The organism is Buchnera aphidicola (Nippolachnus piri) (assembly GCF_039383305.1).
In the GTDB taxonomy this organism is placed as follows: domain Bacteria; phylum Pseudomonadota; class Gammaproteobacteria; order Enterobacterales; family Enterobacteriaceae; genus Buchnera_F; species Buchnera_F aphidicola_AZ.
This window is the reverse complement of the sequence record NZ_CP135009.1, coordinates 60736-87021: the sequence shown is the minus strand read 5'-3', so window position 1 is coordinate 87021 and position 26286 is coordinate 60736. Positions and strand designations below refer to the sequence as shown.

Below are 26286 nucleotides of genomic sequence, written 5' to 3'. Positions count from 1 at the left end.
TGTACTTTATATCATATATTAATTTTTTTTTATAAAAAATAAAAAATTATTAACATATCAATTAACTAATATTCATGATATTTTTTTATAATATTTTTCGTAATACTTTTATATTTATTTCTTGAAATAGGAGATTCATTCATCCATATTACTATTAAACGATAAGAAATAACTAAAACAACTGGACCAATAAATAAACCTATTAATCCGAAAGACACAACACCCCCAATTATTCCAGCTAATAATAATAATACAGGAAAATCAACTCCTAAACGAATTAAAAAAGTACGTAATACATTGTCTAATATACAGATTATTAAACTCCAAATCAATAAAATCGTACCTTTAATCGGATAATTCATCCAATATAACCAAATAACAGAAGGTAACAAAATAGGTAAAGGGCCTATTTGTAATAAACTAAATAAAATTATCGGAACAAGTAAAACAGAAGAAAAAGGAATTCCAGAAATCGACAAACCTATAATACTTAAAACTCCTTGAACTAATGAAGTAATAACTACTCCTAAAGCTACTGATCGAATAGCTCGTCCTGCTAATAACACTACCGCATCACCTGAAGTAGAACCTAATCTAAATGCAAAATGACGTAACATATTGGAAACTTTTTCACCATGTAAATATAAAAAAAAACTAAAAATTAACATTAAAAATAAATGTAAAAAAAAATTCGTAAAATAATTTAATTTTGTAATAAAAAATTCTGTAGTACTGCCAAAATAAGGACGAATATAATGTAAAATAGATCTTCCGCCAGTATTTAAAATTTTTTGATAATTAATATATAATTTTTGCCCAATATATGGGATATTATTTAAAATATATAAATTTGGTAATTGAAAATGTTTTGCACTAAACCATTTTAATATTGGTAAACAATTTTCTATACAAGAATTTATCAAATAAAAAATAGGACAAATAAAAAATATTAATAAAAAAAAAGTCATAAAAAAAGCAGATACACTTTTATTTCCCTTAAAAAAAAACTGAATTTTTAAAAATATAGACCAAGTCGCAATAACAATCATTCCAGACCACAAAAATCCAATAATAAAGGGCTTTAAAATATAAAAACTAATAACTATCATTGAAAAAATAAACATTAATAAAAATGTAGTTTTAGGTAAATCCATCTTATCTTTAAAATTATACATATAAAAATGATACCTCAATGATAAAATAAGATTTAAAATTTTTTTAAAAATATAAAAAATATTTTTATATAAATAATATAAAAATATTTTTTAAAATAAAATTTATAAAAATTTATAAATAAAATAAAATTTTCTTACTCTCTAATATTAGGATTCTATTATGAAAATTAATACTTTAAAAAATAAATATAATATATATCTTACAAAAAGCGCAACAAAACAGCTTTTATATTTATTAGAAAAAAATAATACCGCTAAAGGAATACAAATAACAATTAAAAAAACAGGATGTGCAGGATTTAAATATCATCTAAGTTTAATTACTCAAATTTTTAAAAAAGATATTAAAATTTTTAAAAAAAAAATTAAATTTTATATTCCTAAAAAATGGATCTTATATATTCAAAATATAACAATTGATTATTTAAAAAAAGGACTTAATTCCATATTTATTTTTAAAAATTCAAAAACAAAAAATTTATGTGGTTGTGGAGAAAGTTTTCAAATTTAAAATATATTAAATAAAAATCATATTATCCAATGTATTAAAATATAATTTTTTTTACCTCTACATATTAAAGTATATTTTTTAAAAAAAATATCTTGCTTAGAAAAAAAAAAATTTATATTTTTTTCAATTTTTCGATTAATTTGTATAGCCCCCGAAAGAATCATAACTCTTGCTTGATATCTGGATGGGGCTAACTCAATTTTAACTAATAATTCAGGTAATGAACAAAACTTTACACAAGTATAAGACGGAATACCATCTTGTAATAATTGTAAAAAATCTTTTTCAGTTAAACTCAATAAACTGTTAGAATTAAATAAACAACATATAATTCTTTGAACTGCTATTAAACAATAATCTCCATGTACAAATAAAGTCATAGTTTCAGCCAATAATATTTTTTTTTCAATAATATTTTTTGAATCTATATCTGCTTTTGAAATAAAAAATTTTGTAGTGATACCAAATATTACAAATAATTGTAAAGCTTTATCTACCATTTCATCTGGAATATTTCTCCAATATTGATAAAAAGAATAAGGACTGGTTTTTTGAGAATCTAACCAAATAGTTCCTGTTTCTGATTTTCCAAATTTTTCTCCATTTTTTTTAGTAAATAATGGCACAGTTAAACTAAAAACTTGTTTTTTGAAAATTTTATTTATTAAATGAATACCAGAAATCATATTTCCCCATTGATCTGATCCTCCTATTTGCAAAATAATTCCATAATTTTTGTATAAATAATAAAAATCATAGGCTTGTAATAAAGTATAAGAAAATTCTGCAAACGATAAACCTAAATTATGATTATTTAATCTCTTTTTAACACAATCTCTATTAATCATAGAATTTACCGAAAAATATTTTCCAAAATTTTCTAAAAAAGAAAAAAAAGTCATATTTTTAAACCAATCAAAATTATTTAAAAATTTTACACTATTAAAAATATTTTTTTTAGGTAAAAAAAAAGATAATTGTTTTTTAATGCTTTTTTGATTCATTTTAATAATATTTAAAGATATTTTTTGACGTAAACCTTTTTGAAAACTAGGATCTCCAATAATACAAGTACCTCCTCCTAATACTATATAAGGAGTATGTCCATATTTCTGAAAAATTTTTAAACAAATAATAGGTAATAAATGCCCTATATGCAAACTTTCTGCAGTTGGATCAAATCCACAATATAAAAAAATTTTTTTTTGAAACATATAATTTTTTAGACTATTTTCATTTGAAAGCTGAAAAATCAACCCTTTTTTCTTTAAAAAATTTATACAGTCATAATTATGTAACATATGATTTTTAATCCTATAAAATAATTTTTGTATAATAAATTAAAAACAATATTTCTAAAGAAATAAAAATTTCTAAAATTTCAAAAAAATTTTAAATATTATTTCAAAAAATATTTATTTTATTTTTCTTAAAAAAAAATTTTAAATAATTTTTCTATTTTATTAAATAATTAAAATTTTAATTTTAAAAATATAAAATTTATAATATTTTTTTTGAATATTCGCAAAATTTTTTTAAAATACAAATTTTACATTTCGGAAATCTAGATTTACATACATAACGACCATGTAAAACTAACCAATCATGAAAACGAGATTGAAATCTCCAAGGTACGATACGTTTTAATTTTAATTCTACATCTTTATATGTTTTCCCTGAAACAAAATTGGTCCTATTACATATCCTAAACACATGAACATCAACTGCAATTGTATTTTTTTCAAAAATTTTATTTAATATAATATTCGCCGTTTTACGTCCTACTCCTGGCAATTTTAATAATTTAAATAAAGTATTAGGAAAATTATTAAAATATTTATATAAAATAATTCTAGAAACTTGATATAAATATTGAGATTTTTTTTTATATAAACCCAAAGAATGAATAATTTCTATAATTTTTTTTTCTCCTAATAAACATAATTCTAATGGAGAAGGTGCAATTTTAAATAATTTTTTTGTAACGCGATTTACATTTTTATCCGTAGTTCTAGCTGATAAAATTACAGAAATTAATAATTGAAAATTAGTAGAATATTTTAATTCTGATTGAGGAGAATAACACTGTTTTTCTAAAGCAGATAAAATAGATAATCTTTTTTTTTTATTCATATCTGAATTATTGTGTATATATCTAGTGAATATAATTTTAAAATTTTTTAAATTTTTTTAAAAAAAATATAAAAAATTTAATTTATATTTTATAAAATAACTTAATTATTTTAAAAAATATTTTAAATTCTTAAAAAAAATCTTTTTTAATATAAAATTTATACTTTTAAAAAATACTTTAATCAATTTTATAATAATATATAATTTTTCTTATAAATTCAATATTATTTATAAAATAGTATTAATAGGATTTTAAAGAAAATTTTTATAAAAATTTATTAAAAAATATTGTATTTTTTTTAAAAAAAATATATTATATTTTATAAATTTAAAAATTACGTTTGTAGCTCAATTTGGTTAGAGCACTATTATGACATAATAGAGGTTATTGGTTCAAATCCAATCAAACGTATATAATTATAAAATTTATAATTTTTTATAAATTATTTTTTTTAAAAAAGAGCTTTTCTAATTTGATTAAAAAAATATTTCAAAAATATCCTCAATTTAAAAAATTTTTAATAGCTTTTAGCGGAGGAATAGATTCAACTGTTTTATTAAATGAATTTTTTTTATATCAAAAAAAATATAAAAATATTAAAATCAGAGCAGTTTATATTAATCATAATTTATCAGAAACTTCTAAAATTCAACAAAATTATTGTAAAAAATTTTGTATTAAAAAAAAAATTCCATTTATTTTAGTATCCATTTTTTTAAAAAATACTCAAAAATATGGATTAGAAGCAAGTGCTCGTATTTCTAGATATGAAATTTTCAAAACATTACTTAAACAAAAAGAAATTTTATTAACTGCTCATCATCTTAATGATCAATGTGAAACTTTTTTTTTAGCATTAAAAAGAAAAAGCGGTATCTTAGGGTTATCAGGTATTAAATTTTTAACAAAATTTTTTCATACATACTTAATGAGACCTTTTTTAACATTTTCTAAAAAAAAAATTTTTAAAATTGCATATAAAAATAAATTATTATGGATAGAAGATAAAACAAATACAGATTTAAAATACGAAAGAAATTTTATTAGACATAAAATTTTGCCTATTTTTCAAAAAAAATGGAAATATTTTCTACAAAATTGTACTACTAGTATTCATATTTTAAGTATTGAACAAAAAATTTTTTATAAAATTTTAAAAAAAAAACTAAAAAAATATTTAATTCAAAATCAATATTTATCAATTAAAAAATTTTCAAAATTATCAAAAAATTTTCAAAATTCTTTATTAAAAATTTGGCTTCATCAAAAAATTAAAAAATCTCCCCCACAACACTTAATTGAAAATATTCAAAAAAAATTTTTAAAAAATTCAAATTTTATTCAAAAAAAAATTATTTTTAAAAAATTTTTAATTTATAATAAAAAAAATTTTTTAATTTTTACATGTTATATTCCAAATATCAAAAATATAATTTTATTTTGGAAAATTAAAAGAAAAAATTTAAAATTACCAAAAAATTTAGGGTATTTAAAAATTTCTAAAATTAAAAAATATAAATTTTCTAAATGCCCATTTAAAAATACACTTATAAATATAAAATTTACTATAGAAAATGATTTTTATATTTTAGGAAATTCTAAAAAAAAAAATATTAAAGATATTTGGCAAGATTATAATATTCCTTTAGAAATGAGACATAAAATTCCATTAATATTTTATAATAAAAAATTAATTTGTGGAGTAGGTTTTTTTTATTGTCAAAATTTTTCTAAAAAAAAATATCATCATATTTATTATTCATGGTATTCTTTAATTAAAAAAAAAAAATCTTTAAAAAATCATAAAAAAATTTATCAAATTCAACATATCAAATATTTTTAAAAAAAGAATTTAAAATTTTTAAATCAAGACGATTATGCAAATTAAAAAAATTTTTAATTTTATGATTTAATAAAGGAACTTTACAATTTTGAAAAGTTAATTTAATTTTTAAAAATTTTTCTGCATTTTTAGCTAAAACTGGAGTAATTGGTTTTAAAAAAGTAATTAAAATGCGAAATAAATTAATTCCCATTGAAACTATTAAATGCATTTTTTTTAAATCTTTTTTAGAATTAGATAATTTCCAAGGTTTTTCATTAGAAATATATTGATTTGCTAAATCTGCTAACTCCATAATTTTCTGTGTTACTAAACAAAATTTTTGTTTAAAATAAAAATTCTGTATAATTGGAATAGAATTTATAAATATTAAATATATATCTAATTTAATAAATTTTTTTGATAAAATATTTAAAAAATTTTTTTTTAGAAAACTAGCATTGCGAGCTGCTAAATTTACAATTCTATTAACAAGATCAGAATTTATTTTATATATAAAATTTTCTAAATTAATTTCTATATCTTCAATACTATTATTAATTTTAGTAGCATAATAATATCTTAATGAATCAGAATCAAAAAATTTTAACCATTTCTTTGCAGTTAAAACTATACCTCGAGATTTAGATAATTTTCGACCTTGAAAAGTAATATGACCATGCGCAAAAATTTTAGTAGGTTTTCGATATGAAATTGCTTCTAAAATAGAAGGCCAAAATAAAGTATGAAAATTAATAATATCTTTTCCAATAAATTGATATAATATAATTTTAGAATGTAAATTCCAAAATTCTGAAAAAATAATTTCAGAATTTTTAAAACATAATTCCTCAAAATTACTTAAATAACCAATAATAGCATCAAACCATACATAAAAATATTTTTTTGAAAAACCAGGTATTAAAAAACCAAAATAAGGAAAATCTCTTGAAATATTCCATGCTTTTAACCCAGAAAATAACCATTCTTTCGTTTTATTTAAAACAGAATTTTGGAAAACTTTTTTTTTAATCCATTTTTTTAAAAAATTTTTAAAATATTTTATATTAAAAAAAATATGTGTAGAAGATTTTAAAATAGGAATAGTATTAGATAAAACAGAACGAACATTTAACAGATCTCCCGAATAATAAAAAGCTCCACATTTTTCACAATGATCTCCAAATTGATCAAAACTTTGACACCGAGGGCACGTTCCTTTCACAAAGCGATCTGATAAAAAAATTTTTAATTCAATATCATACCATTGGAAAATTTTTTTCTTAAATAATAATTTTTTTTTCTTTAATTGTTTATAAATTTTTTCACAAAATTTTTTATTAAATTTAGAATTTGTAGATGAATAATTATCATGAAAAATTGAAAATTTTTTAAAAATTTTTTTATGTTTTTTTAAAGTTTTTTCAATTAAGAATTTTGAAGAAATCTTTAATTTTTGAGATTTCAACATAACTGCAGTTCCATGAGTATCATCAGAACAAATAAAAAATACAATATGTGATTTCATACGTAAATAACGAACTAAAATATCTGCTTGTATCTGTTCTAACAAATGCCCTAAATGAATAGACCCGTTTGAATAAGGAAAAGCACAAGTTATTAAATATTTATCTATTTGATTATGCATTTTAAATTCCAAAATAAAAAATGATATATAAAAAAATTTTTATATTAAAAAAATAATTTTTCTGCAAGATTTAAAAAGTTTAAAAAACTTGCAGAATTTTTTATTAAATATTATTAAATTTTTAAAATCATATACTTTACTATAAAAAATATAATTACTTTTTTACCCAATTAGTATGAAATATACCCTCTTTATCAATTCGAGAATAAGTATGAGCTCCAAAATAATCTCTTTGTGCTTGTATTAAATTAGCCGGTAATTTCTCAGAACGATAAGAATCGTAATATGACAGAGCAGCTGAAAAAACTGGCATAGGAATTCCATATTTTAAACCTGTAACTACAATATATCTTAAAGATTTTTGATATTCATTAACTATTTCTTGAAATTCAGAAGTTAATAATAAATTAATAATTTTATTATTTTCAGTATATGCTTTTACAATTTTATTTAATAAATCTGCTTGTATAATACATCCAGCACGAAAAATTTTCGCAATTTTAACATATTGAAAATCCCATTGATATTTTTTAGATGCAAATTTTAATTGAGAAAAACCTTGCGCATAAGATAAAATCTTACCTAAATATAATGCTTTTCGAATATGCTCAATAAATTGTAAAAAATTTTCTTTTTTAAAAATAAAATTATTTATAGGTCCAGTTAATAATGTAGAAGCTAACATTCTTTGAGATTTTAAAGTAGACAAATAACGAAAAAATACAGATTCTGTAATTAAAGATAATGGAGCATGTAATTCTAATGCATTTTGTGAAGCCCAAAGACCAGTACCTTTATTAAAAGCGCAATCTTCAATCAAATCTAAAATATATTTACCTTTTTTATTTTTTTTTAATAAAATTTTTGAAGTAATATCTATTAAATAACTCTTTAATTCCCCTTGATTCCATTCAGAAAATAAATTAGAAATTTTTTTATTATCTAATTTTAAAAATTTTTTTAATAAAAAATATACTTCAGAAATTAACTGCATATCACTATATTCAATACCATTATGTACCATTTTCACATAATGTCCCGCACCATCTGTACCTAAATATTCTGCGCAAGGTTCTTTATTATATTTAGCCGAAATTTTTTGAAACAAAGGTTCTAATAAATAACAAACTTTTTTATCTCCCCCTATCATCATCGCTGGACCGTTTAAAGCCCCCTCTTCTCCACCTGAAATACCTACACCTATAAAAAAAATTCCTTTTTTAAGTAATTTTTGACTTCTTATTTGTGTATCTTTAAAAAAAGAATTACCTCCATCAATTATAACATCCCCTATAGTTAAAAATTTTAACAAATCTTTAATCAAAAAATCAATAGTAATACCAGAAGGTAACATTAATAAAATATGACGTGGTTTTTTTAAAGAAAAAATAAAATCCTCCAAAGAAGTAAAAGATACAATTAAATGACTTTTATCATTTTTAACAATATTTTTTAATTTCTCTATTGAACGAGTATAAATAGATACGCGTTCTCCATTATTAGCTAGATTATAAGCTAAATTAGAACCCATAACACCCATACCTAAAATTCCTATATTATTTAATGACATAATTTTTATCCTAATTTTTAATAATATTTAAAATAATAAAAACTCTTTTTATATTAAATAAAAAATAATATTAAATTTTATTTAATATATTATATTCAGGATGAATAGACACGTGTTTTTAAATTTTTTATAATAATACATAATTCTAAATTTTTTGAATGTAATAAAATTAATACATGAAAAAGTAAATCAGATACCTCATTAATAAAATCATTAGTATTATGACCAAAAACTGCTATAACAGTTTCTATTGCTTCTTCTCCAACTTTTTGCGCAATACGAGATAAACCAGAATCATACATTTTTTTTACATAAGAATTTAAAATATCTTTTTTTTGACGTGATTTTATAATTTTTTCTAAAGAATATAAATGTGAATAAATAAATTCATTATTTAAAAAACAACTAAAACGATTTAAATGACAAGTATTACCACTTGGTTTTACAAAAGTTAAAATTACATCATAATCACAATCAGTTGTAATTTTTTTTACTTTTAAAAAATTTTTAGAAACTTCTCCTTTTACCCATAAACGTTTTTTACTACGTGAAAATAATGTTAAAATTTTTGTTTGTTTTGTTTGATTAAAGGCTTCTACTGTCATATATCCATGCATTAAAACAATACCAGACACATAATGTTGTATAATAACTGGAATCAGCCCTTTCATTTTTTTCCAATTTAAAAAATTTAGATTTTTACAAATTTTCATATACGCACTTCAACTCCTTTTAATTTTAAAAATTTTTTTATAGAATTTATTGAAACTATTTTTTTATGTAAAATAGAAGCAGCTAATGCTCCATCAACCTTTGTTTTATTAAATACATCTAAAAAATCTTGTACTGAACCAGCTCCTCCTGATGCAATCAAAGGAACTTTACAAATCTTACGTATTTTCTTTAATTGTTTAAGATCAAAACCCTTTTTTAAACCATCACAATTCATAGAATTTAAAACAATTTCTCCAGCACCTAATTTTTGTACATATTTTACCCAATCAATCGTTTTCCATAAAGTTTTTTTTCTATTCTCAAAATTTCCTGTATATTTAAATACAAAATATTCTTTAGTCAATTGATCATACCAAGAATCTACACCTACTACGATACATTGAGAGCCAAATCTATTAGATAACTGAGAGATTAAATTAGGATTATTTAAAGCAGGAGTATTAATTGATAACTTATCAGCACCGGAAAATAAAACTAATTCAGCATCTTGTATACTATTAATACCACCTGCAACACAAAAAGGAATATCAATTACTTTTGCAATTTTAGTAATCCAAGATTTTGAAACTATAGTATTTGTTATAGAAGCTGTAATATCATAAAAAACTAATTCATCAGCACCAACACAAGAATAATATTTTGCTAAAGATAAAATATCTCCTATAATCATATGATTTTTAAATTGTATTCCTTTTACAACTTGATTATTTTTTACATCTAAACATGGAATTATCCGTTTAGCCAACATTTTTTTGCCTCTAAAAAAGTAAATTTTTTCTCTAATAAAGCGCGACCTATAATAAGATCTTTAACACCAGTTTTTTTGATTTTACGTATATCCGATAAATTTCCAATTCCACCAGAAGCTTGAAAATATATTTGAGGAAAATTTTGAACTAAATTTGTATACAATTGTAAATTAGGACCCTGTAAAGTTCCATCTCTAGTAATATCAGTACATAATACGTATTTTAAATTATTATCTTTATAAAAATTTAAAATATCTTCAATACTTTGATAAGTAATTTTCTTCCACCCATTTATAACCACTTGAGAAATATTTTTAGAATTAATACATACATCAAGCGCTAAAATAATTTTTTTACCTCCATACTTTTTTAATATTTTTTTTAAAAAATTAGGGTCTTCAATAACACTAGTTCCTAAAATTACTCGTTTAACACCTAAATCTAATAATTGCGATATTTCTAAAAAATTTCGTATCCCACCACCTATTTGAATAAAAAAATTTTTATATGGTATCAATTTTTTAATAAAATATTTTTGATTTTTTAAAGGATTTTGACACCCATTCAAATCAATGATATGTATATATTTAGCGCCCATTTTTATATATTTAAAAATTTTATCTAATATATTTTGTGGAAAAATTGTAACTTTTGAAAAATTTCCTTGATATAATCTGACTATTTTATTATTCATAATATCTAATGCTGGAATAATCATTCTTTATAACTCCAAAAAATTTTTTATTAATTTCTGACCATCTTTTCCAGATTTTTCAGGATGAAATTGTACTCCAAAAAAGTTTTCTTTTTGTACTGCAGCACTAAAAAAATGACCGTATTTAGTTACAGCAATAGTATATTTATTTAATAATGCACAATAACTATGTAAAAAATAAAATCTAGTTTCAGTGTTAATATTCTTAAATAATATATTTTTTTTTTCAAAAAAAATTTTATTCCATCCCATATGCGGTAAAGAAAATTTTTTATTTTTAATTTTAACAATAGACTCAGGAATAATATTTAATGCTGAATAAAATCCATTTTCTTGACTATCACCAAAAAATAATTGCATACCTAAACAAATACCTAAAATAGGTACTGTAATATTTTTAATTATAGGAATTAAATTTCTTTTATTTAAATATTTTATTGCCGTATTAATAGCACCAACTCCAGGTAAAAAAATTTTTTTTGCAGATAATATTTCTGAAATATTAGAGCTAATTTTTACAGAATATTTTAAACTTTGAATAGATTTTTTTAAAGAAAAAAAATTTGCACAACCTGTATCTATAATAATAATATTATTCATTATAAAATACCTTTTGTAGTGGGTATCTCTGTTCCATTAATTTTTATAGCTTGCTGTAATGTTTTTCCAAAAACTTTAAATAAACTTTCAGAACAATGATGATCATTTAAACCAAATGCATGTAAATGTAAAGTAATACCCATAGATATACTAAAAGAATAAAAAAAATGTTCAATCATATCAGTACTAAAATCACCTATAAAAATATTTTTAAATTTTGCATAAAAAGAAAAATAAGACCTACCTGAAATATCTAAATAACAAGACGCTAAACTATCATCCATTGGTAATACAAAACCATATCTAGAAATACCTACTTTTAAATTTAATGATTTTTTAAATGCCTCCCCTAAAGCAATACCTATATCTTCTACTGTATGATGATTATCAATTTCTAAATCCCCAAAAACTTTTATAGACCACGAAATACCACTATGAACTCTAATTTGTTCTAATAAATGATCAAAAAAAAAAATACCTGTATGCGTATAACTTTTTACTGTTCTATCTAAAAAAATTTTTATAAAAATTTGAGTTTCTTTAGTTATACGTGTAATACATGCAAAACGATCTACAGTAGTTAAATGTTGTACAATCTTTATCCAAGAAAATTTTTTTCTATGATACAAAATACCTTTTATACTCATATTAGTAGCTAATTGTAAATCTGTTTTCCTATCTCCTATAACATAACTCATATTTCTATCTATATTTTTTTTTTTTAACCAATATTGCACTAAACCAGTTTTTGGTTTTCGACATAAACAATTATCTTCTAAAAAATGAGGACAAATTAAAATACTTCTAAAAAAAACACCCTGAGAATTTAAAATACGTAACATAAAATTCTGAACTAAACTAAAATTTTTAATAGAAAAAATTCGACTACCTAATCCATCTTGATTTGTAATTAATACTAATTCATAACCATATTTAATTAATTTCGCTAAAGAAACTATTACAAAAGGCTCAAAAAATAATTTACTTAAACAATCTACTTGTTTTGAAATACGAGGTTCATGAATTAAAGTTCCATCACGATCAATAAATAAAATTTTTTTAATCATATCATTCCATTTTTAGCATCTTATATAAAATAGTTATCAATTCTGAACATTCCTCAAAAGTACCTATAGATATACGCAAACAATTATTTAAAAAATTTTTATGAGATTGATCACGTACTACAATACCATTTTCTAATAAATATTTAAAAACTTTTTGAGACTCCGTAAATTTAATTAAGACAAAATTTGTCTGACTATGATAAATTTTTTGTATAAAAGATAATTTTAAAATTTTAGAAACTAAAAAATCACGATTTTTTAATATTTTTAAAATATTTTTTTGAATTTTTTTATAATTTTCTTTTTTTAATGCAATTTTTGCAATAGAAGATACAGGACTTGGAATTGGATATGGAGCTAAAACTTTTTTTAAAAATTTAATAACATTTACACTAGACAATATAAAACCACAACGTATACCCGCCAAACCAAATGCTTTTGACAATGTTCGTAAAATTACTAAATTAGAATATTTAGATAACAATTTTACACTACTATTTTCAATAGAAAATTCAATATATGCTTCATCAATTACTACCAAACAAAAAATAGAAATATTCTTTAAAATATATATTAAATCTAAAGAATTAATTAAAGTGCCAGTAGGATTATTTGGATTACAAATATATATTAATTTTACTGATTGTAAATTTTTAAAAATTTCTGTCAAATTTAATTGAAAATTTTTTATACTCGGAATACGAATAGTTTTTACATTTAAAATCTGAGCACAAATTTTATACATATCATATGTAGGTGGAAAATACATCACTAAATCTTTTCTAGAATTACAAAAAGTACGAATTAACAAATCAATAGCCTCATCAGACCCTCGAGTAATTAAAATTTGTTCTTCAGAAACTCGAGAATATTTTGAATATTTTTGTAATAATTTAGAATCTTGAAATTCAGGATATCGATTTAAAGTATGATATGTTTGCGTAAAAATTTTATAATATGGAGACTCATTTGCATTTAAAAAAATTTTTCCAGACAAACCTATCTTTCTAGAAGAAAGGTAAGGTAAAAAATTTTTTATATGTTTTGGAACAATAGTTTTCATATATTTTTAATCTTTTATAAAATTTCTGTTCGAATTTTTATAGATTGCGCGTGCGCATCCATTCCTTCAATTTGAGCAAGAGTAATAATATTAGAAGATAACTGTAATAAAGATTTTTTTGTCATTTCTTGAATAGTAATAAATTTTTGAAAATCTAATACTCCTAAAGAAGAACGAGTTTTTGCGTGTCCATATGTTGGTAAAACATGATTAGCACCCGTTATGTAATCTCCAGAAGCTTCAGGCGTCCATTTTCCTAAAAAAACAGATCCTGCATTTTGAATATATGGTATCCATTTTCTAGGATTTTTAATATGTAATATTAAATGTTCAGGAGCATATTGATTTGAAATTTGAAAACATTCATATAAATGTTCCGTTAAAATAATTCTACTATTTGTTAATACTTTTAAAATATTATTTTTCTTTTTTAAAATATTCATTTGTTTAAAAATTTCTAATGAAACTCTTTCGGCTACTTTAAGGTCAAATGTTAATAAAAAAAATTGAGAATTTTTATCATGTTCAGCTTGCGCTAATAAATCTGAAACTATAAAAGATATATTTGCATCTTGATCTGCTATAATTAATATTTCTGAAGGACCCGCTAACATATCAATAGAAACGCCAAAAATATCTTGACTTACTTGTAATTTTGCTTCCGTTACATAAATATTTCCAGGTCCAAAAATTTTGTCTACTTTTTGAATACTTTCTGTTCCAAATGCCATAGCAGCAATAGCTTGCGCTCCTCCAATTTGTAAAATTTTTTTAATTTTACATAATTTAGCTATATATAAAATTTCCACACTGACTGGAGGAGGAGTGCAAATTGTAATATCTACACAACCCGCTAACAGTGCAGGAACAATTAACATTAATAAAGTAGAAACTAATGGAAAAGGATTACCAGGAACATATAAACCTACAGAAGAAATTGGTCTTGCAATTCTTTGACAACGAATACCGGGAAAAGTTACTATATCGATATTATTAATTTTTTGAGACATATGAAAAATTTCAATATTTTTTTTAGCAATTTTAACAGAATCTTGAAAATTTTTTGAAACACTATTTACACTCTCCTTAATATCTTTTTCTGATATATAAAAATTTTTTAAAATAATATTATCAAATTTTTTTACATATTTATGTAATTCTATATCACCATTATTTCTAATATTCATTAAAATTTCTTTAACCTTTTTTTTTATATCATTTTTTTTTTTAAAAAAAGGTCTTAACAAAATTTTTTTTTTTTCATTTTTAGAAAAAAATTTCCAAACAATTATTTTATTTAAAAGATTATTCATAATTTAATTATTCCATCATTTTTTCAATTGGTAAAACCAAAATAGAACTTGCTCCTAATCTTTTTAATTTTTCCATTGTTTCCCAAAAAACATTTTCACTACTTACCATATGTAAAGCAACTTTATTAGTATGACCCGTTAATTTTAATATAGTAGGTTGTTCTGCACCATTTAATAATGTAATTACAGAATTTAATTTAGATTGAGGTACATGTAACATAATATATTTAGACTCTCTAGCCTTAATAACACCTCGAATACGAGTCAATAATTTTTGAATAATATATTTCTTTTGAAAAGAAATTTTAAAATTATTCTGCGATATTAACAAAGCATTTGAATGATAAATTCTTTCAACTTCTTTTAAACCATTAGCTTCTAATGTAGCTCCAGTAGATACTAAATCACAAATTGCATCCGATAAACCAGCGTTTAAAGCTACTTCCACTGATCCATTTAATACAAAAGAATTAAAAGATACTAAATTTTTATCTAAATATTTTTTTAATAAATTAGGATAAGAAGTAGCTATTTTTAAATCTTTTACACTAAAAATATTTTTATATTTCATTTCAATTGGAACTGCTAAAGATAAACGGCAAATCCCAAAATCTAAATTTTGTAATTTATCATATTTAATCGAATTACCTTGAAAAAACCTACTTAATCTTTTTTCTTCTAAAACATTTGCACCTACAATTCCTAATTCTACTACTCCATCCATAATTAATCCAGGAATATCATCATCACGTACTAACAAAACATCAATAGGAATATTTTCTGCACATGCAATTAAACTAGATTTCTGAAAATTAATTTTAATCCCACAACGCATTAATAAATTCTTTGAATCGCAACTTAAACGACCAGATTTTTGAATTGCTAATCTCAAACGCGATTTAAGAGACATAAAAAATTCCTTTAATTTATATAATTTTAAAAAATTTTATATAAAATTTTTAAAAAATTTAATATCTTATTAAAAATTTTATGATAAAAAAATTTTATTATATAATTTTAAAAAAAATATTTTTTTTTAAATATAAAATATAAAATCATATTTGTAAATTACTTAAAGATATTAAAAATATAAAATTAAAAATTTTAAAAATTTATATAATAAATTAACTATTTTTTTTAATAAAAATTAAAATTGCAGCATCAAATCCGAAAATTTTAGGGGCTCTATGAAAAGCTAAAATATTCGGATTTTGAATTAACCAAATTGGAATATTTTTTTTTAAAATATTTTTTCCATATCCATGAATTACATTAGCACAAAAAAAATTTTTTTTTAAACAAATAGCAATTAACATTCCTAATGCTTTTTTTGCTTGATACAAATTTACACCATGTAAATCTAAAACTACTTCAGGAATATATTTTCCTTTTTTAAATTTTTTAACATCAACTAAATTTTTCGAATTTCGTACATAACAAATTGGATCTTGATGTAAAAAATATAAATTTTCAGAAACAAAATCCTGAAAATAATGACTATGCAATTCCTGTTCAAAAAAAAATTTTTTATCATAAAATTTTTTTTTTTTATGATTTAACTTTATATGAAAAATAGTATCTTGAACTATTTTTTTAACATCTTGTACATGATACGAAAAAACATCATGATCTGACGAAATATCACAAATTTTTTTCTTCATACATAAATTATCCAAAAAATACTATTCGTAAAAATTATAAAATATAACATCTTTTTATTAAAAAACCCATAAAATTTATAATATATAAATTTTATTAAATTTTATTATATAAAATTTTTTTCTAATTACATATAAAAAATATTTTAAATAAGACAAAAAATTTCATTTATTAAAATGAAATATTTTATGTTATCATATCTATTAAATATAATAATTTTAATATTATAAATTTTATAAAAATCTTTAAATAATATAAAATATAAATTTCATAAAAAAATCATTAATAAAATATTAGGAAAATTTTATGTCAGGAAATACTATTGGAAAAATCTTTTGTGTCACAACTTGTGGGGAATCACATGGTATGGCATTAAGCGGTATTATAGATGGAGTACCACCTGGTTTCCCTTTATCTGAAAAAGATTTACAAATAGATTTAAATCGTCGAAAACCTGGATTTTCTAAATATACTACAAAAAGACGAGAAAATGATCAAGTAAAAATTTTATCTGGAATTTTTAAAGGAATAACAACTGGTACTAGTATTGGAATAATAATCCATAATACTGATGTTCGCTCACAAGATTATTCAGAAATAAAAAATAAATTTAGACCAAATCATGCTGATTTTACATATCAAAAAAAATATGGGATTCGAGATTATAGAGGAGGTGGACGCTCTTCAGCTCGAGAAACGGCTATTAGAGTTGCAGCAGGATCTATTGCGAAAAAATATTTATTTCTTAATTATGGAATTTTAATTCGTGGTTATATTTCTCAAATAGGTCCAATTGTATGTCCTTTAATATCATGGAATAATGTACAAAAAAATCCTTTTTTTTGTGGCGATGATACAAAAATTTCAAAAATTTGTAAATTTTTAAATAACTTAAAAAAAAATGGAGATTCTATTGGAGCCAAAATAACTATAATTGCAGAAAATGTTCCTATTGGATTAGGAGAACCAATATTTGATCGATTAGATGCTGATATTGCTCATGCAATTATGAGTATAAATGCTACAAAATCAGTTGAAATAGGAGATGGAATCGCTGTAACAACACAAAAAGGAAGCGAACATAGAGATGAAATTTATCCAAATGGTTTTTCTAGTAATCATTCTGGAGGAATTTTAGGTGGAATTAGTAATGGAAATTCAATTGTTGTTACTACCGCATTAAAACCTACATCTAGCATTCAAATTCCAGGTCGTACTATTACTAAAACTGGAAAAACCACAACAATTATCACTAAAGGAAGGCATGATCCTTGCGTAGGTATAAGAGCGGTACCTATTACAGAAGCTATGATTGCTATTGTTTTAATGGATCATATCTTACGGTATAGAGGGCAATGTAATTCTTTGATACAAAAATAAAAATTTTTTAAACTAAAAAATAAACATTAATTCTTAAAATATTATATAGATTAGGAAATATAAAAATGTTAAAAGGTAGTATTGTAGCGTTAATCACTCCTATGGATTTAAAAGGTAATATCTGTAAAAAAAGTTTAAAAAATTTAATAGAATATCATATTTCAAATAATACTACTGCAATTGTATCTGTTGGTACAACTGGAGAATCAGCTACCTTAAATACAAATGAACATATAAAAATTATTAAATATACTGTAGAAATAGCTAATCAAAGAATTCCAATTATTGCAGGTACAGGATCTAATTCTACACTAGAAAGTATTAATTTAACTAAAAAATTTGAAAATTCAGGTATTATTGCATGTTTAAGTGTCACACCTTATTATAATCGACCTACACAAGAAGGACTATATCAACATTTTAAAGCTATCACAGAAAATACAAATCTTCCACAAATATTATATAATGTACCAATACGAACAGGTTGTGATTTATTACCTAAAACTATTATTCGTTTATCAAAATTTCAAAATATTATTGGTCTTAAAGATGCTACTGGAGATTTAACCCGTGTACAAAAAATTTTATCAAAAGTTAAAAAAAATTTTATGTTAATAAGTGGAGACGATTTAACTGCATTAGATTTTGTTAAATTAGGAGGGCATGGAGTAATTTCTGTTACAGCTAATATTGCAGCAAAAAAAATGTCTAAAATATATCAATTAGCTTTAAAAGGAAATTTTAAAAAAGCTTATAAAAAAAATAAAAAATTAAAAAAATTACATAAAATATTATTTTCAGAAACTAATCCTATCCCTATTAAATGGGCAGCGAAATATTTAAAATTAATTTCCAATAATACCTTAAGATTACCATTAACGAAATTAACAAAAAAAAATAAATTAAAATTAATATCAATTTTAAAAACAATTTAAATATAAAAATTTTATATTCAAAAAATATAATAAAAAATTCTTCTTAAAAAACTCTAATAACTATCAATATTTATATTTTTTATAAAAAATATAATAATTATTATTTTAATTAAATCTAATATTTTATATATATTTTTAATGCATAAATTTTTATGCAATGATAAAGATAAATTGAATAATCATTGCATAATAAATCTTAAAATATGTTAGAAAATAATAAATTTTTATATAAAAAATTTATAAAAAAATTTTTTCTAATAAAGAAGTATAAATTTTTTCTAAATTCTTTAAATCTAAAATATTCACACATTCATTAACCTTATGAATAGTATTATTTTTTAAACCGAATTCTATAATTTCATCAGAAATATCAATTAAAAATCTTCCATCTGAAGTTCCTCCTGAAGTTTTTATTACAGGTCGAAAATTTGTTATTTGATTAATACATTGTGATAATAATGTTTTTAATTGTATAGAACGTGAAAAAAATGAATCCGCATATAATTGCCAATGAATAGAATATTTTAAATTATTTTTTTTTAATAAAAAATATACAATATTTTTTAATTCTTTGATAGTTCTTAATGGAGAAAAACGAAAATTAAATTCTACTTCTAATATTTTAGGGATCATATTTCTACACGGATTCTGTGTAAACACTTTATAAATTTGTATTTGAGTAGGTAAAAAAAAATTATTACCTAAATCCCATACATATCTTGATAATTCTTTTAAAAATTTTAAAGATTTATGAATTGGATTATCAGCTAAAAAGGGATAAGCAATATGACCTTGAGTTCCATAAATTTTTAATTCAGCATTTAATGATCCTCTTCGCCCATTTTTTATACAATCTCCTAATTTTTTTTCACTTGTAGGTTCACCTACTAAACAAAAATCAACTTTTTCATTACGCTCTTTTAAAATATTCGATACTTTTCGAATACCATCAGTTCCTTCTCCTTCTTCATCAGATGTAATTAACCACAATAAACGACCAACGTGTTTAGGATTCTTTAAAATAAATCCTTCAGTAGCGCCTAACATTGCAGCAATTGCCCCTTTCATATCAGAAGTTCCACGTCCATATAAATAATTATTTCTAATTTTAGGAGAAAAAGGATTTGTTTCCCATTCTTCTAAACATCCAGGATCAACAACATCTGTATGACCTAAAAATAATAAAGAACGTCCTTCCCCTTTAGAAGCTAAAAAATTTTTAGTATTGTTAAAATTTAAAATTTCTATCTTAAAACCACATGAAGATAATCTTTGAATTAAAAAATCTTGACAACCCAAATCTTTTGGAGTAACCGAAGGAATACTAACTAATTTTTTTGTAATACTAACTACATCATTACACATCTAAAATTCCTAATACCTTTTTATAATTAAAAAAAAAATTTATATATAAAAATTCAATTACTCTTAATCTTTTAAAAATTTTTTAAGACGTTTTAATATTTTTTTTACAGTAAAACCAAATACTTCAAATAATTTTGAGCCAGATGCTGATTCTCCGAAATTATTTAAACCAATCTGTAAACCATCTAATCCAGTATATTTATACCAATATTCACTAGAACCTGCTTCAATAGAAACACGTTTAATAATATTTTTTGGTAAAATAAAATTCTTGTATGAACTATTTTGAGAATCAAAAACATCTGTAGAAACCATTGAAATTACTCGAACTCCATATGATTTTTTAAATAAAATTTTTGATACAGTAACTGCTAACTCTACTTCTGATCCCGTTGCAATAATAATTAAATCTATTTTTTGACCATATTCACGTAATATATATGCTCCACGCATAATATTATTAGTTTGCGAAATATCACGTGAAAATTGAAGTAAATTTTGTCTTGATAATATTAAAGCTGTAGGACCGTTCTTTCTTTTTACCGCGTAATACCAAGCAGAAACAGTTTCTACAGTATCACAAGGACGCCAAACACTTAAATTAGGAATATATCGTAAACTAGAAATATGTTCAATTGGTTGATGAGTAGGGCCATCTTCACCTAAACCAATTGAATCATGTGTATATACAAAAATCTGATGAGTATGCATTAAAGCAGCCATACGAATTGCGTTTCGCGCGTAATCAGAAAACACTAAAAAAGTTGCTGTATAAGGAATGAAACCACCATGATGAAAAATTCCATTGGCAATAGATGTCATACCAAATTCACGTACACCATAATGAATATAATTTCCTGATTTATTTTTAAAAATAGATTTAGATCCTAACCATAATGTTAAATTACTAGGTGCTAAATCTGCAGAACCTCCTAATAATTCAGGTAAAATCGCTCCAAAAATTTCTAAAGTTTTTTGTGAAGACTGTCTAGTAGAAATATTTTCTGGTAAATTCTGTACTGTGACTAAAAAATTTTTTATAGAAAGTTCAAAAGATTCAGGTAAACGACGTGACATTCGACGTATATATTCTTCTGACAATTCAGGATATTTTTTTTTATATTGCGAAAATAAATCTTTCCATTTATTTTCTAAAAGTTTACCTTGATGTTTAAAATCCCATTCTTGATAAATTTTAGAAGAAATTTTAAACGGATCATCAGTCCAATTTAATTTTGATCTAGTCAATTCAACTTCTTGAGCACCTAAAGGAGATCCATGAACAATAGATTTTCCTTCTTTATTTGGAGAACCGTATCCAATAACAGTCGAGCACATAATTAAAGATGGCTGAATTAAATTTTTTTTAGATAATTTAATTGCTTCAAAAATCTCTTTTTTATTATGACCATTTACTTCTAAAACTTGCCAATTATATGCTTCAAATCTTTTTCTAGTATCGTCTGAAAACCATTCCGAAACATTTCCATCAATTGAAATATCATTTTTATCATAAAAAACAATTAATTTACCTAATCCTAAAGTTCCCGCTAAAGAACAAGCTTCATGTGATATTCCTTCCATTAAACAACCATCACCAACAAAAATCCATGTATAATGATCGATAATAGAATAATTAGAACGATTAAAAATAGAAGCTAAAATACTTTCAGAAATAGCCATACCAATCCCTGAAGCTAAACCTTGACCCAAAGGCCCTGTTGATATTTCTATTCCAGGAGTACGATATACTTCGGGATGCCCTGGAGTTTTAGATAAATATTTACGAAAATTTTTTAAATCTTGAATATTTAATTTATATCCAGTTAAATGTAATAAACTATATAATAAAGCAGAAGCATGACCATTAGATAATACAAAACGATCCCGATTCCACCAATTTGGATTTGTAGGATTATGTTTATAAAAATTTCTCCATAATACTTCTGCTATATCTGCCATACCCATAGAAGCACCCGGATGTCCTGATTGTGATTCTTCAATTGCATCAATACTTAAAATTCTTAATACATTTGATAATTTATTTTTTAAACCCATATATTCCTCTCTAAAAAATATAGAAATTTTCAAAATATTAATATAATTGTTTAAAAATATACTAAAAAAATTGTTAAAAAATTTATAAATTTTGAGAAATTAATTTATCTAAAGAATTTTGATCTTTATTAAATTGCCTAATTCCTTCCGATAATTTCTCAACAGCCATCATATCTTGATTATGTAACCATCGAAATTCATCTTCTTTTAAAAATTTTGGAATTTTAAAATTTTTTTCAATATCGAATTTATTTAAACGTAAAGGAACGTCACCGACTGTATTTTTTAAAATGTTTAATAAAATTGGTGAAATAGTAATTTTATCACAACCAGCAATAGAAAAGATTTGTTGTATATTTCTAAAACTCGCACCCATAATAATAGTTTTATAATTATATTTTTTATAATAATAAAAAATTTTTTTTAACGCTAATACTCCTTTGTCTTCTTCTTTAGAAATATTTTTAGAATCAAAATTTTTCATATACCAATCAGAAATTCGACCTACAAAAGGAGAAATTAAAAATACTCCAGATTCAGCGCATATTTGAGCTTGCGCAAAAGAAAAAACTAAAGTTAAATTACACAATATTGCTTTTTTCTTTAATATTTTTGCAGCTTGCACGCCTTCCCAAGTTGCCGCTAGTTTAATTAAAATACGAGATTTCTTAACACCCATTTCGCCATACATATTAATTAATTTTTCTGCTTTTTGAACACACTCTTCAATATTAAAAGAAAATTTTGAATTAATTTCTGTTGAAATATAACCAGGAATATATTTTAAAATTTCTTTTCCAAACATAACAGCTATTCTATCTCCAGCATTCATAATTTTTTTTTTATGCGTACCTCCTTTTAATCGAGCATATTTCAAAGAATTTTCAAAAATAAACTCATATTTTTTAGATAAAATACTATGTAAAATCAAAGAAGGATTAGTTGTTGCATCAGAAGGAGAAAATTTTGATATTTGTTCGATATCTCCGCTATCAACTACAATTATACTATGTTTTTTTAAAGATTCTAATTGATTCATAATGAATTCCATATTTTTTTAAAAAAATAATTTTTTTTTATTATTTATATACTAATTAAACTTAAGATTTAAAAAATTCTTAATATTTTTGAATAATAATAGTAGTATTACTCCCCCCAAAACCAAAATTATTTGACATTACTACATTAATTTTTTTTTTAAAACATTTACGTACAATATTCATATTTTTTGCTGAAGAATCTAATTTATAAATATTAATACTTTCTGGAATAAAATTATATTTTAACATTAACAAAATATAAATAACTTCATGTACCCCTGAAACACCTAAAGAATGCCCTGTAATAGATTTAGTTGAAGATAAAAATGGAAGAGAAAGATTTTTAAAACTTTTCTGAATTGCCTTCAATTCAACTATATCTCCTATTTTTGTAGAAGTACCATGAGTATTTAAATAATCAATCGGAATATTTAAATTTTTTAAAGCATGCGTCATACAACGAACTACACCAGATTCTGAAGGAGTTGTCATATGGAAACCATCGCAAGATGTATTATAACGAATAATTTCTCCATAAATTTTTGCATTTCGATTTAAAGCATGTTTTAAAGATTCTAAAATAACTATTCCACTACCTCCAGAAATAACAAATCCATCTCTCAATTTATCATATGCACGAGATGCTCTTTTAGGAATATGATTAAATTTTTTAGATAAAATTCCCATAGCATCAAATTGCTTTGCAAGAATCCAATTAATTTCTTCTCCACCACCCGCAAAAACAATATCTTGTTTTCCAAATTTAATCAATTCTACACCATGAATAATACAATTAGCTGAACTTGAACAAGCAGAATTTATAGTATAATTTATACCATAAATTTTAAAAATAGATCCTAATAAAGCAGATATAGAAGAAGGCATGCATTTTAATGTAAAATAAGGACTTAAAAAACAAGATTTTTTTTGTAACTGTAAAATTTTAAAAAAATCAAAATATGAATTTAATGCTCCACAACCAGAGCCCAAAATTAAACCTACTCTAAAATTTTTTGAATATAATTTAGAAGATAAACCACTATCTAAAATCGCTTCTTTCATCGCATAATATACATATTTCGAAGCTTCATTCATAAATCTTTTTATTTTTCTAGAAATATAAAATTTTTTATTTAGATATACGGGACCCCAAATATTACTTTTTAAACCTTTTTTTTTCATATTTTCAGAAAAAACAATTCCTGATTTTCCATATTTTAAAGCATTTAACACTTCAGAAAAAGTATTTCCAATGCTAGAAATAATACCCATTCCAGTAATTACGACTCTTTGCACATTATAATCCTATCAATCACATTGTTTATAAAAAAATTCTTTATAAAAAAAATTTAATTTTAAAAATTTTTTAAATTTTTTATATATTACCATACAAAATATATATACTTAAAGTTCTAAAATAAATTTATTATTAATATTTTGTAAAATATGTTATTCTTATTAAAAAATTTATAGGATAAAAATTATGTATAAAAAAAAAATAATATTGGATTATTATATATTGTATCTACCCCTATAGGTAATCTACAAGATTTATCATATCGTTCGGTCAATATTTTAAAATCTGTAGATTTTATTATTACAGAAAATATACATCATACGAAAATACTTTTAAAAAATTTTTCTATAATAAATAAAATATATTCGTTAAATAAGATTAATGAAAAAAAAAATACCATAAAATATATTAAAAAATTGAAAAAAGGATATAATATAGCTTTAGTTTCAAAAGCTGGAACACCTTTAATTAATGATCCAGGTTTTTTATTAGTAAAAAAATCTCATAAAAAAAATATTAGAGTAGTACCTATTCCAGGTCCTTGCGCAGCAATTGCAGCTTTATGTGCATCAGGAATAAAAACTAGTTCATTTTGTTATGAAGGTTTTTTATCTTCTAACAAAAATTTTAAAAAAAAAAAAATTAAAAAAATTAAAAAAGAAAAAAGAACTATTATATTTTACGAATCTCCTAAAAGATTAATTCAAACACTAAAAATCCTTTCTCAAGAAATTGAACCTACAAGAAAAATTACCATAGCAAGAGAATTAACCAAAATATGGGAACAAATTATTACAGGTACAATGCAAGAAATTTTTTTATTTTTTAAAAAAAATGTTAATTTAAGGAAAGGTGAAATAGTAATTATTTTAGAAGGTTCAAAAATCTATCAAAAAAAAAAAATTACACAAAATATGAAAAAAATTTTTCAAATATTATCTTCTGAAATTTCTTTTTCTAATTCAATAAAAATTATGCAAAAAATATATGGAATAAAAAAAAATTTTCTGTACAATAAAATGATTCAAGAAAAATTTTTAAATGAAGTTGACTAAACAGTCGCTATTTTATTACATTTTGGTAATAAATAGAGGAAAGTCCGGGCTCCATAGGGTAAAGGTGCCAGGTAACACCTGGGGAAAGAAATTTTACGACTAGTGCTACAGAAAAAAAACCGCCTAAACATTTTTTTTAATATATATTACTTAATTTTTAAAAATATTATTTTAAAAAAAATAAATGGTAAGGATGAAAAGGTGCGGTAAGAGCGCACCGCAAAATTGGTAACAATTTTGGCGCGGTAAACTCCACCTGGTGCAAGACTAAACAGGGATTAATAATATAACCCGTATTAAAATCCCGGGTAAGTCGCTTGAATTAATAAGTAATTATTAATCTAGATAAATGACTGTTTAAAACAGAACCCGGCTTATCGGTCAACTTCATTTTC

Annotated in this window: 23 protein-coding genes, 1 tRNA gene and 1 other RNA gene; 7 read left to right on the top strand and 18 right to left on the bottom strand. The window is 22.4% G+C overall.

The window, feature by feature from the left end; all coding sequences use genetic code 11:
* Window positions 1-65: 65 nt before the first annotated feature.
* Complete coding sequence (ydiK, locus tag RJT25_RS00405) at window positions 66-1175, bottom strand: AI-2E family transporter YdiK (protein ID WP_343126617.1); 1110 nt, start codon at window positions 1173-1175, stop codon at window positions 66-68.
* Window positions 1176-1335: 160 nt separating this feature from the next.
* Between ydiK and RJT25_RS00400 the strand changes: the two genes are divergently transcribed.
* Window positions 1336-1686 carry an iron-sulfur cluster assembly accessory protein gene (locus tag RJT25_RS00400; RefSeq protein ID WP_343126616.1) on the top strand — a complete coding sequence of 117 codons (351 nt, stop codon included), beginning with the start codon at window positions 1336-1338 and terminating at the stop codon, window positions 1684-1686.
* Window positions 1687-1703: 17 nt separating this feature from the next.
* On the opposite strand, the gene tyrS is transcribed toward RJT25_RS00400, so the two are convergent.
* The gene (tyrS, locus tag RJT25_RS00395) at window positions 1704-2987 is read right to left on the bottom strand and encodes a tyrosine--tRNA ligase (RefSeq protein ID WP_343126615.1); all 1284 of its coding nucleotides are present in this window, start codon (window positions 2985-2987) and stop codon (window positions 1704-1706) included.
* 199 nt (window positions 2988-3186) lie between these two features.
* A complete protein-coding gene (nth, locus tag RJT25_RS00390; RefSeq protein ID WP_343126614.1) occupies window positions 3187-3819 on the bottom strand; it encodes an endonuclease III in 633 nt (210 codons plus the stop codon).
* Window positions 3820-4156: 337 nt separating this feature from the next.
* Between nth and RJT25_RS00385 the strand changes: the two genes are divergently transcribed.
* Window positions 4157-4231, top strand: a tRNA-Ser gene (locus RJT25_RS00385).
* A 61-nt stretch (window positions 4232-4292) separates the two neighbouring features.
* Window positions 4293-5663, top strand: a complete 1371-nt coding sequence (gene tilS, locus RJT25_RS00380; RefSeq protein ID WP_343128842.1) for a tRNA lysidine(34) synthetase TilS — start codon at window positions 4293-4295, stop codon at window positions 5661-5663.
* On the opposite strand, the gene metG is transcribed toward tilS, so the two are convergent.
* The 11 genes from metG to smrB form a co-directional block, all read right to left on the bottom strand.
* On the bottom strand, window positions 5650-7302 hold the full coding sequence (gene metG / locus RJT25_RS00375) for a methionine--tRNA ligase (RefSeq protein WP_343126612.1): 1653 nt from the start codon (window positions 7300-7302) through the stop codon (window positions 5650-5652). The two genes, tilS and metG, sit on opposite strands and share 14 nt — an antisense overlap.
* A gap of 142 nt (window positions 7303-7444) precedes the next feature.
* On the bottom strand, window positions 7445-8860 hold the full coding sequence (gene gnd / locus RJT25_RS00370; RefSeq protein ID WP_343126611.1) for a decarboxylating NADP(+)-dependent phosphogluconate dehydrogenase: 1416 nt from the start codon (window positions 8858-8860) through the stop codon (window positions 7445-7447).
* 95 nt (window positions 8861-8955) lie between these two features.
* Window positions 8956-9573, bottom strand: coding sequence for a bifunctional phosphoribosyl-AMP cyclohydrolase/phosphoribosyl-ATP diphosphatase HisIE (hisIE, locus tag RJT25_RS00365; RefSeq protein WP_343126610.1), 618 nt, complete (start codon window positions 9571-9573; stop codon window positions 8956-8958).
* Entirely contained in the window at window positions 9570-10343 is a 774-nt protein-coding gene (gene hisF, locus RJT25_RS00360) for an imidazole glycerol phosphate synthase subunit HisF (protein WP_343126609.1), read from the bottom strand. The genes hisIE and hisF overlap by 4 nt, the downstream gene beginning before the upstream one ends.
* Window positions 10325-11062, bottom strand: a complete 738-nt coding sequence (gene hisA / locus RJT25_RS00355) for a 1-(5-phosphoribosyl)-5-[(5-phosphoribosylamino)methylideneamino]imidazole-4-carboxamide isomerase (protein ID WP_343126608.1) — start codon at window positions 11060-11062, stop codon at window positions 10325-10327. Before hisA ends, hisF begins: the two co-directional genes overlap by 19 nt.
* 3 nt (window positions 11063-11065) lie before the next feature.
* Entirely contained in the window at window positions 11066-11659 is a 594-nt protein-coding gene (gene hisH / locus RJT25_RS00350) for an imidazole glycerol phosphate synthase subunit HisH (protein ID WP_343126607.1), read from the bottom strand.
* On the bottom strand, window positions 11659-12726 hold the full coding sequence (gene hisB / locus RJT25_RS00345) for a bifunctional histidinol-phosphatase/imidazoleglycerol-phosphate dehydratase HisB (protein WP_343126606.1): 1068 nt from the start codon (window positions 12724-12726) through the stop codon (window positions 11659-11661). Before hisB ends, hisH begins: the two co-directional genes overlap by 1 nt.
* A gap of 1 nt (window position 12727) precedes the next feature.
* The gene (hisC, locus tag RJT25_RS00340) at window positions 12728-13789 is read right to left on the bottom strand and encodes a histidinol-phosphate transaminase (protein ID WP_343126605.1); all 1062 of its coding nucleotides are present in this window, start codon (window positions 13787-13789) and stop codon (window positions 12728-12730) included.
* A gap of 14 nt (window positions 13790-13803) precedes the next feature.
* Window positions 13804-15102, bottom strand: a complete 1299-nt coding sequence (hisD, locus tag RJT25_RS00335) for a histidinol dehydrogenase (protein WP_343128841.1) — start codon at window positions 15100-15102, stop codon at window positions 13804-13806.
* A gap of 7 nt (window positions 15103-15109) precedes the next feature.
* The gene (hisG, locus tag RJT25_RS00330) at window positions 15110-16012 is read right to left on the bottom strand and encodes an ATP phosphoribosyltransferase (RefSeq protein ID WP_343126603.1); all 903 of its coding nucleotides are present in this window, start codon (window positions 16010-16012) and stop codon (window positions 15110-15112) included.
* A 214-nt stretch (window positions 16013-16226) separates the two neighbouring features.
* Window positions 16227-16763, bottom strand: coding sequence for an endonuclease SmrB (gene smrB / locus RJT25_RS00325; RefSeq protein WP_343126602.1), 537 nt, complete (start codon window positions 16761-16763; stop codon window positions 16227-16229).
* A gap of 304 nt (window positions 16764-17067) precedes the next feature.
* Here smrB and aroC point away from each other — a divergent pair, with 304 nt between their 5' ends.
* Together aroC and dapA are read left to right on the top strand one after the other, a co-directional pair.
* Entirely contained in the window at window positions 17068-18141 is a 1074-nt protein-coding gene (gene aroC / locus RJT25_RS00320; protein WP_343126601.1) for a chorismate synthase, read from the top strand.
* A 65-nt stretch (window positions 18142-18206) separates the two neighbouring features.
* A complete protein-coding gene (dapA, locus tag RJT25_RS00315; RefSeq protein ID WP_343126600.1) occupies window positions 18207-19076 on the top strand; it encodes a 4-hydroxy-tetrahydrodipicolinate synthase in 870 nt (289 codons plus the stop codon).
* A gap of 237 nt (window positions 19077-19313) precedes the next feature.
* Here dapA and dapE read toward each other — a convergent pair whose 3' ends face one another.
* From dapE to RJT25_RS00295, 4 genes are all read right to left on the bottom strand, one after another.
* The gene (gene dapE / locus RJT25_RS00310; protein WP_343126599.1) at window positions 19314-20441 is read right to left on the bottom strand and encodes a succinyl-diaminopimelate desuccinylase; all 1128 of its coding nucleotides are present in this window, start codon (window positions 20439-20441) and stop codon (window positions 19314-19316) included.
* Window positions 20442-20504: 63 nt separating this feature from the next.
* Window positions 20505-22499, bottom strand: coding sequence for a transketolase (gene tkt / locus RJT25_RS00305; protein ID WP_343126598.1), 1995 nt, complete (start codon window positions 22497-22499; stop codon window positions 20505-20507).
* A gap of 82 nt (window positions 22500-22581) precedes the next feature.
* A complete protein-coding gene (gene tal, locus RJT25_RS00300) occupies window positions 22582-23538 on the bottom strand; it encodes a transaldolase (protein ID WP_343126597.1) in 957 nt (318 codons plus the stop codon).
* Between the two features lie 79 nt (window positions 23539-23617).
* A complete protein-coding gene (locus tag RJT25_RS00295) occupies window positions 23618-24835 on the bottom strand; it encodes a beta-ketoacyl synthase N-terminal-like domain-containing protein (RefSeq protein WP_343126596.1) in 1218 nt (405 codons plus the stop codon).
* Window positions 24836-25042: 207 nt separating this feature from the next.
* Between RJT25_RS00295 and rsmI the strand changes: the two genes are divergently transcribed.
* Window positions 25043-25891 carry a 16S rRNA (cytidine(1402)-2'-O)-methyltransferase gene (gene rsmI, locus RJT25_RS00290; protein ID WP_343126712.1) on the top strand — a complete coding sequence of 283 codons (849 nt, stop codon included), beginning with the start codon at window positions 25043-25045 and terminating at the stop codon, window positions 25889-25891.
* Window positions 25880-26284, top strand: an RNA gene (gene rnpB / locus RJT25_RS00285) — RNase P RNA component class A. Before rsmI ends, rnpB begins: the two co-directional genes overlap by 12 nt.
* Window positions 26285-26286: the final 2 nt, after the last annotated feature.

Excerpts from the sequence above, each read along its gene's own strand:
- ydiK (WP_343126617.1), bottom strand. The coding sequence starts at position 1,175 with ATGTATAATTTTAAAGATAAGATGGATTTACCTAAAACTACATTTTTA.
- RJT25_RS00400 (WP_343126616.1), top strand. The coding sequence starts at position 1,336 with ATGAAAATTAATACTTTAAAAAATAAATATAATATATATCTTACAAAA.
- tyrS (WP_343126615.1), bottom strand. The coding sequence starts at position 2,987 with ATGTTACATAATTATGACTGTATAAATTTTTTAAAGAAAAAAGGGTTG.
- nth (WP_343126614.1), bottom strand. The coding sequence starts at position 3,819 with ATGAATAAAAAAAAAAGATTATCTATTTTATCTGCTTTAGAAAAACAG.
- gnd (WP_343126611.1), bottom strand. The coding sequence starts at position 8,860 with ATGTCATTAAATAATATAGGAATTTTAGGTATGGGTGTTATGGGTTCT.
- hisIE (WP_343126610.1), bottom strand. The coding sequence starts at position 9,573 with ATGAAAATTTGTAAAAATCTAAATTTTTTAAATTGGAAAAAAATGAAA.
- hisF (WP_343126609.1), bottom strand. The coding sequence starts at position 10,343 with ATGTTGGCTAAACGGATAATTCCATGTTTAGATGTAAAAAATAATCAA.
- hisA (WP_343126608.1), bottom strand. The coding sequence starts at position 11,062 with ATGATTATTCCAGCATTAGATATTATGAATAATAAAATAGTCAGATTA.
- hisH (WP_343126607.1), bottom strand. The coding sequence starts at position 11,659 with ATGAATAATATTATTATTATAGATACAGGTTGTGCAAATTTTTTTTCT.
- hisB (WP_343126606.1), bottom strand. The coding sequence starts at position 12,726 with ATGATTAAAAAAATTTTATTTATTGATCGTGATGGAACTTTAATTCAT.
- hisC (WP_343126605.1), bottom strand. The coding sequence starts at position 13,789 with ATGAAAACTATTGTTCCAAAACATATAAAAAATTTTTTACCTTACCTT.
- hisD (WP_343128841.1), bottom strand. The coding sequence starts at position 15,102 with ATGAATAATCTTTTAAATAAAATAATTGTTTGGAAATTTTTTTCTAAA.
- hisG (WP_343126603.1), bottom strand. The coding sequence starts at position 16,012 with ATGTCTCTTAAATCGCGTTTGAGATTAGCAATTCAAAAATCTGGTCGT.
- smrB (WP_343126602.1), bottom strand. The coding sequence starts at position 16,763 with ATGAAGAAAAAAATTTGTGATATTTCGTCAGATCATGATGTTTTTTCG.
- aroC (WP_343126601.1), top strand. The coding sequence starts at position 17,068 with ATGTCAGGAAATACTATTGGAAAAATCTTTTGTGTCACAACTTGTGGG.
- dapA (WP_343126600.1), top strand. The coding sequence starts at position 18,207 with ATGTTAAAAGGTAGTATTGTAGCGTTAATCACTCCTATGGATTTAAAA.
- dapE (WP_343126599.1), bottom strand. The coding sequence starts at position 20,441 with ATGTGTAATGATGTAGTTAGTATTACAAAAAAATTAGTTAGTATTCCT.
- tkt (WP_343126598.1), bottom strand. The coding sequence starts at position 22,499 with ATGGGTTTAAAAAATAAATTATCAAATGTATTAAGAATTTTAAGTATT.
- tal (WP_343126597.1), bottom strand. The coding sequence starts at position 23,538 with ATGAATCAATTAGAATCTTTAAAAAAACATAGTATAATTGTAGTTGAT.